Raw genomic sequence first — 6,669 nt, forward strand, 5'->3', positions numbered from 1 at the left:
GAGGGCGCGTGCGTGTCGTGGCTCCGCGGTCGCCCTTTCCGAGCACGATCATGGGCGGGGACGGGAGCGTCATGCTCCTGGTGCGCGAGGGGAGCTTCCCCCGAGGGGTGACCGATCCGAACATCGATGAAGGCCCGCAGATCGCCGAGAGCCTCCCGTCGTTCTACATCGACCGGACTGAGGTCACAGCGGCCCAGTATGCGCGGTTCTCCCAGGCGACGGGGTGGGTGTCCCGAGGGCCTTGGCGAAGGTTCGTCGATCCAGACGCCATGGACGCACCCGTGGTGGGCGTGACGCTCGAGGATGCCGAGGAGTACTGCAGGTGGGTCGGCAAGCGCCTTCCAACTGAGGAGGAGTGGGAGAAGGCCGCGCGCGGCAGTGCGGGGCACGTCTGGCCGTGGGGAGATGCCCTTCCCTCTCCGCAGACCGCTGCGCTCTTCGCCGTCACCTCCGACACCCAGGCTGCCCCTCAGGTGGTGGGCAGCTGCCCGCAAGGCTCGAGTGCGTGTGGCGCGCTCGACATGGCGGGCAACGTGTGGGAGTGGACGCAGAGCGCGTATTCTCCCTACAGCGGTTCGCGGGCACACGAGGCGCTCTTCGACAAGGGCATGCGCGTTGTCCGGGGAGGCTCGTGGAACACCCCCATGCGCTTGACCCGCGCCACCACGCGCATGCCGATGCCTGCCCGTCTGTGGGCCCCGGATCTGGGGTTCCGCTGTGTGCTCCCGGGGGCTCGATGAGCGCGGCGTCGCTGCGCCCTCCCGCGAGCGTGCACCTGGCGCGTGCCCTTCTGGTGGGGCTGCTGGCGGGTGGGGTCGGTGTGGCGTTCCGGGCTTCGCTCGAGGTGGTGGATGGCGCGCGGATGCGCCTTGGCGCCTGGAGCGCAGGTAGCGCGGCCGCGGCTCTGTGCGTGGTTCTGCTGTGTGGGGCCTGCGCGGCGGCGGCGGTTGCCCTGGTGAGACGACTGGCGCCGGAGACATCCGGCAGCGGTATCCCACAGGTCGAGGCTGCCGTGAAGGGGTGGCTTGCTGTGCGGTGGCCTCGGGTCTTGCCCGTCAAGTTTGCAGGGGGGCTCCTGGCCATGGGAGGTGGCCTTGCTCTGGGAAGGGAGGGCCCGACGGTACAGATGGGCGCTGGCGTGGGGGCCATGGTAGCGTCTCTCGCCGAGGTCGGCTCCGACGAGCGGAGCGTGCTGCTGGCCGCGGGTGCGGGTGCAGGGCTTGCAACGGCCTTCAACGCCCCGCTCGCCGGCGTTGTGTTCGTGCTCGAGGAGCTGCGCCATGACCTCGCGCCCGCGGTTCTCACGCCGATCGTGATCGCGTCGGTAGCTGCCGATGCCCTGGTAGGTGTGTTCTTCGGCCCCTCGCCCATCTATCGTGTCGAGACGCATTCGCCCCTCCCGCTGGAAGGACTCATCGTGAGCGCGGTCATCGGGTTGACGGCAGCGATGATCGGTACCGCATTCAATCGCGGGCTCGTGCTCTCGCTCGATCTCTTCGCCCATCTTGCATTGCGCGGGGCTGTTGCGGCGGCCTTCGCGGTGGGCGCCCTCATGGGGCTGGCGTCGGTGTGGGATCCGCTTCTGGTGGGCGACGGCCACGCTCTTGTCGAGCGCATCCTGCTCACGGATGTGCCGGCCTCGACCCTGGTGGGGCTGCTGATGGTTCGATTCGCGATGACCCTGCTGAGCTATGGATGTGGCTCGCCGGGCGGCATCTTCTCGCCGCTGCTGGTACTCGGCGCGGCGAACGGGCGATGTGTCGGCGCGCTCTTCAGCCATCTCATGCCCGCCCTGGCTCCCCATCTGTCGGTCTTCACCGCCATCGGCATGGGCGCGGCGTTCACGGCCATCGTGCGTGCCCCCCTGACCGGTGTCGTGCTGACCATCTCTCTCACCGGTCGTCACGATCTGGTGCTCCATCTCATGCTGGCGTCTGTGGTCGCGGCCCTGGCCGCCGAGGCGATGGGGGCGCGCCCCATCTATGACCTCCTGCTCGAGCGCGGGTTCGGGAAGCGCGATCTCTCGAAGGAGGGAACACCGTCGTGAACAGGCGGCTTCACGGACTCGTTGCGGCGCTGATGCTCTGCGTCGTTGCCTGGGTGACGCCGTGCGCGGCAGACGTCGCGCCGCTGGGCGAGGGACGGTACGTCGCTGGCCTGCCCACGAACACGCTCTCCGACGTCGTCGCGCGTCAGCGCGCGCCCAACTGGTGCTGGGCGGCCTGCGTGCAGATGGTGCTCAACTATCACCACGTCCCCGTGCAGCAGGAGCAGGTGGTGCAGCGCATCTATGGGAGTGAGGTCGACGCGGCGGCGTCACTTCCCATGATCCTGCGCGCGCTCAACGGCTGGGCCTTCGAAGACGACGGCAGACCGGTGATGATCGCCGCCACGTCGTTCGGCCTCACGCCAGAAGCCGTGCTACGCGATCTCTCCGCGCGCTGCCCGCTCGTGGCCGGCGTGGTTGACCCTCAGGGGAACGGGCACGCCGTCGTGCTCACGGCGGTGTACTACGTCGTCGACGTCACGGGGCGTCCCTGGTTCACCCACGCGGTCATTCGCGACCCCTGGCCTGGGAACGAGAGCCGTCAGACCGTTCCGTGGGCGCTGTTCGCCTCTCGGCTGGCGTTCCTCGTGCGGGTCGAGGTGCGTCCCTGACCGAGGAGCCCAGCGGGGGTCGGGCGAACATCTGGGAGTGCGCTGCTCGTACTGCGAGGGAATCTCTTCTGCTGGCGCCCGCACCTGTGAGGGGTGCGGCGCACCGTTCCCCCTCGGGGGCTCTCCCCTGACGAGCAGCGGTCGAGCCGTGCAGTGGCAGCAGTGGATCGACCCCACCGAAGGTGCGTTCGGGCTCGTGATTCCCAGCGGGTGGCCAGCCCGTGGGGGAATCGACCGCAACACGCCCAATGGCTTCCCCCGCAGCGTCTTCCAGGTCATGAACCCGTCGGGAAGCGTGGGCTTTCAGCTCGGTCCAGAGGTGTATTCCTTTTCAGAGCCGGCCTCTGGCGGGGGGTGGGGTGAAAGTCTCTTCCTCGGGCTCATGACCGGTGGGATGTCGCATCTCCTCGCCGAGCAGATGCGCGCCCAGGCTCCGCAGCTTCCCTTCCAGGACGCGCAGTCGTTCGTTCATACGTGGCTGTATCCGACGTGGCGCACGCACTGGCCCGATCTGACGCTGGTCACGGCTGCCCTCAACGATGAGGCGCAGCGCGCCGCGCTTGCCAGAGGGCAGCGTGAGGTCGCGATGCGCGCGGGCCTCCAGGGGGCGCAGGTCGCGTGTTCGGTGGCCGACGTCATCGTCGATCATGTCTTGCCAGACGGGAGCAGGGTTCGAAGGGGCGCTCGCGTCGAGGTGTCAAAGCTCAGCATCCCGTTCAACCCTTCGGTTCTCTGGAACGCCGAGGTTCGCGCGTGGTGGTTCGCGCCTGTCGCTGAGTTCCCGAGATGGGCCCCCATCCTGCGGCGGGTTCTCGACACCGCGACCGTGAATCCCAGCTGGCAGGCAGCCCAGGTCGCGCAGGAGAACGCCGTCGTCTATCGCGACAGCATCGATCGCTCTCGGCGACAGCAGCAGATCTCCCAGACCCTGCGCGAGACCAGCGATGTCATCTCGCGGTCGTATGAATCGAAGAGGCAGATACAGCACGAGCACGAGATGAACCGACAGGCGGCCGTGGGCCAACACGACTGGTCTCGTGAGTTCTCGAATGCCACCCTCGGATGGGAAGATCGCTACGACGAGCATGGCAACCACTACACCGTGTCGAATGGAACCGAACGACTCTGGCGCGACAACGCCGGCAATCTGCACGAGGGGAACGCGCTGACCACCCCGGACCCGACCTGGCATGAGCTGTTCCGGCGGTGAGCCTGGCCTCGAACCGCGCGATTGATGATTTGTTAACAAGATTTTAACGAATCCAGGTCGAATGACCTGATACGATAGGGGAAGCTGTTCAAGCGCCGGAGTGGAGTCACTCCGATGGGATGGTCTCGATGCGTCTCGCCCGTGTGGGGCGGTGCGCAGTGGGGCCCTTCGTCCGAGACGGACGAGGTGGTTGAGGTGGAGGAAGAGCATGCAGTCACGTGACGCGGGCGCCCCGATCCTGGCCAGCACGACCCACGCCGCGACGGCGCAGAAGAAGTCTCGTCGCGCTCCCGCTTCCGAAACGCCCGCACATTCACAGGCGCAGTCGTCTGATCGCGTCGATCTCGGAACAGCCCAGATGAAGAGCACGGCGAACGCCGTGGTGCCGTTTCTCGGCGGCGACGTGGCCACTGATGAGGTCGTTCGCCAGCTCGGGTCGGCGAAATCGTCCATCCAGGTCGAGATGTACCGCCTCGGCTACGACAAGATCGTCGACGTGCTTGCCCGCCAGGCAAAAGCAGGGGTGAAGGTGCAGGTTCTGCTCGACCCCACGCCCGGTTACAACGAGGCCGATGCCGTCGACCAGACCCGCATGCGCGATCATCTCAAGAGCGCGGGGGTTGAGATTCTCACGTATCCCATCAACGAATCGGGCAAGATCGATCACGTCAAGCTGCTCATCGTTGACGGGAAGTCTGCTGTCATCGGGGGGCTGAACTGGGATCGCCACTCGCATCAGAACCTCGATCTCGACGTGCGCATCGAAGGACCGGCAGTCGCCCATCTGTCTGATGTCTTCGCCCGCGACTGGTCCACCTCTGGCGGGAAGTCGACACCGAAGGCCGCGCCCGTGGGCGGCAACGGGCACAAGGGAGACGCCGAGATCCGCGTGGCGACGACAGAGGTCGATCACGAGGGCATCCGCAACCTTCTCGTATCGAACATCGACAAGGCCAAGAAGTCGATTCGCGTGGTGGCATTCGCCCTCGCTGACAAGCAGATCGTCGATCGCCTCATTGCTGCGCGCAAGGAGCGGGGCGTTGACGTCAAGGTTCTGCTCGACCCCAACAAGCCCGTGAGCTTCGTCAACGAGAAGACGCGCAAGACGCTCGAGGCCGCCGGAATCGAGGTGCGCTATCTCAAGATCAACCTCGACACCCGCGAGAAGCTTCACGCCAAGGCCATGATGTTCGACGACGACACGGCCGTGCTTGGCAGCGCAAACTTCACCAACAAGGGCCTGACGGTGAACCACGAAGCGAACATCGAGGTGATCTCGAAGTCGGTGGGGCCCGCCATGACGAATTTCTTCGACGACCTGTGGACGAACCGCTCTGTCGAGCATCTGCCGTTCCTCCCGGACTTCGAGGAACGCGCTTCGACTGAATCGGTCGGGGAGTCGGCCGCGCATCGTCTCTTCGGCTGGTACAACAGCAGCTATCACCCCGGCGAGCGGCGCAACTGGGTGGGCGAGCGCAAGGAGAAGGTTCTCGAGGCGCTCGAGCGCTACTCCAAGACAGGGGGGCGTCCGGCCGATGACGCGCCAGACGCCGAGCACATCGGCGCACTGTCGGCCTTCCTCGAGAAGCGAAAGGTGTGGGAAATCCTTCCGGGGCCTGGCTCAGACGCGAAGGTGCACGAGGTTCGCGTCGAGATCGCGCGCAAGGCCGAGACCACCGTTCCTCAGCACATGGGCGAGTACAAGCAGAAGATGATCGACATGGTCGCGACGCCCGCGCTGAAACAGGTGCTCACCGACATCCTCGCGCACGCGCCCGAGGGGTTCTACAAGTCGCCGTCGTCTTCCACCGGCAAGTATCATCCGGCAGACGAGACGCGTCTCATCGACGTCCAGCCCGGGTTCCATCCCCCGTCGGAAGAAGAGCAGAAGGCCTATCCCGGCGGGGGGCTCCTGCTCCACTCGCTGCGCAACATGGTGGTGGCCTCAGCGCTGTGCGATTACTACGACATCAATGGCAAGGCGCGCGACGAGGTGATCATGGGAGAGGCGTTGCACGACATCTGCAAGTACGTCTCAGTGAAAGACCTCGAGGGATGGAAGCCGGGGCAGCCCGTGCCGTGGGGTCGGTACACGACGCCCGATCACGCGCACGCCGGGGCTGAGTTCGTGAAGGCGCTCGACCCCTCCGGAGGCAAGGTCACGGAGAAGGTTCGCCACTACATCGACATGCACATGGGCGCGTGGAACGCGCCGGAGCCGACCGTTCCGAAGACCCCTGAAGAGAAGGTCATCTCGCTGGCAGACTATCTCGCAAGCACCGAGAACTACTACGTCAAGGTGTGATCGCGCGGGGCGCAACGTGAGACGGCAGGGTCTGCGTCGTCAGCTCTGCGTCGTGTCTTCGCGAGGCTGCAGCGCCGGCGCGATGAGACGCGCCGGCTGGCGTACACGCACCGTGGTCAGACCGCGTCGATGCAAGACGTCAGAGGTCATGTAGCGCCGCAGATCTGCGACGAACGCCGCGCCGAAATCGGCGCGCTGCACCTGCGCCTCTGCGAAGGAGAATCGTGGAACGCCCAGCACAGATGGGCAATCGACGTGCATGTCCGGTGTCGCGCTGGCCAGATCAATGGTGAGGTCGAGCCACTGGCGATGGCCGTAGTCGTCGTCGTAGAGCACGAGGAAATCGCTGCGGTAGATGCGCGGGCAGCCAGGAACGGCGATGGAGACCTGGCCCGCCATGTAGATGGTTCCATCGGTCAGGCGAAGAACAAGGACCGGTCGGGGTCGGTGACTGTCAGACGCGCGTTTCGTCCGGTGCGTGATCACAAAGGTGCAT

General features: G+C 66.0%; 6 protein-coding genes. 5 read left to right on the top strand and 1 reads right to left on the bottom strand.

The window, feature by feature from the left end; genetic code table 11:
* The 5 genes from EB084_17055 to EB084_17075 form a co-directional block, all read left to right on the top strand.
* Nucleotides 1-740: hypothetical protein (locus EB084_17055; protein NDD29967.1), on the top strand; the 740-nt coding region annotated here is incomplete at its 5' end.
* Nucleotides 737-2,047: a H(+)/Cl(-) exchange transporter ClcA gene (clcA, locus tag EB084_17060; GenBank protein NDD29968.1), complete on the top strand. Its 1,311-nt coding sequence runs from the start codon at nucleotides 737-739 to the stop codon at nucleotides 2,045-2,047. The genes EB084_17055 and clcA, both read left to right, overlap by 4 nt.
* The gene (locus tag EB084_17065; GenBank protein NDD29969.1) at nucleotides 2,044-2,658 is read left to right on the top strand and encodes a hypothetical protein; all 615 of its coding nucleotides are present in this window, start codon (nucleotides 2,044-2,046) and stop codon (nucleotides 2,656-2,658) included. Before clcA ends, EB084_17065 begins: the two co-directional genes overlap by 4 nt.
* 37 nt (nucleotides 2,659-2,695) lie before the next feature.
* Complete coding sequence (locus EB084_17070) at nucleotides 2,696-3,868, top strand: hypothetical protein (protein NDD29970.1); 1,173 nt, start codon at nucleotides 2,696-2,698, stop codon at nucleotides 3,866-3,868.
* Nucleotides 3,869-4,076: 208 nt separating this feature from the next.
* On the top strand, nucleotides 4,077-6,173 hold the full coding sequence (locus tag EB084_17075; GenBank protein ID NDD29971.1) for an HD domain-containing protein: 2,097 nt from the start codon (nucleotides 4,077-4,079) through the stop codon (nucleotides 6,171-6,173).
* Between the two features lie 39 nt (nucleotides 6,174-6,212).
* On the opposite strand, the gene EB084_17080 is transcribed toward EB084_17075, so the two are convergent.
* Nucleotides 6,213-6,659 carry a hypothetical protein gene (locus EB084_17080; protein ID NDD29972.1) on the bottom strand — a complete coding sequence of 149 codons (447 nt, stop codon included), beginning with the start codon at nucleotides 6,657-6,659 and terminating at the stop codon, nucleotides 6,213-6,215.
* Nucleotides 6,660-6,669: the final 10 nt, after the last annotated feature.

The organism is Pseudomonadota bacterium (genome assembly GCA_010028905.1).
Classification (GTDB): Bacteria; Vulcanimicrobiota; Xenobia; order RGZZ01; family RGZZ01; genus RGZZ01.

Bases quoted from the DNA above. Each gene is read 5' to 3' on its own strand.
- EB084_17075 (NDD29971.1), top strand. From the start codon at position 4,077: ATGCAGTCACGTGACGCGGGCGCCCCGATCCTGGCCAGCACGACCCAC.
- clcA (NDD29968.1), top strand. From the start codon at position 737: ATGAGCGCGGCGTCGCTGCGCCCTCCCGCGAGCGTGCACCTGGCGCGT.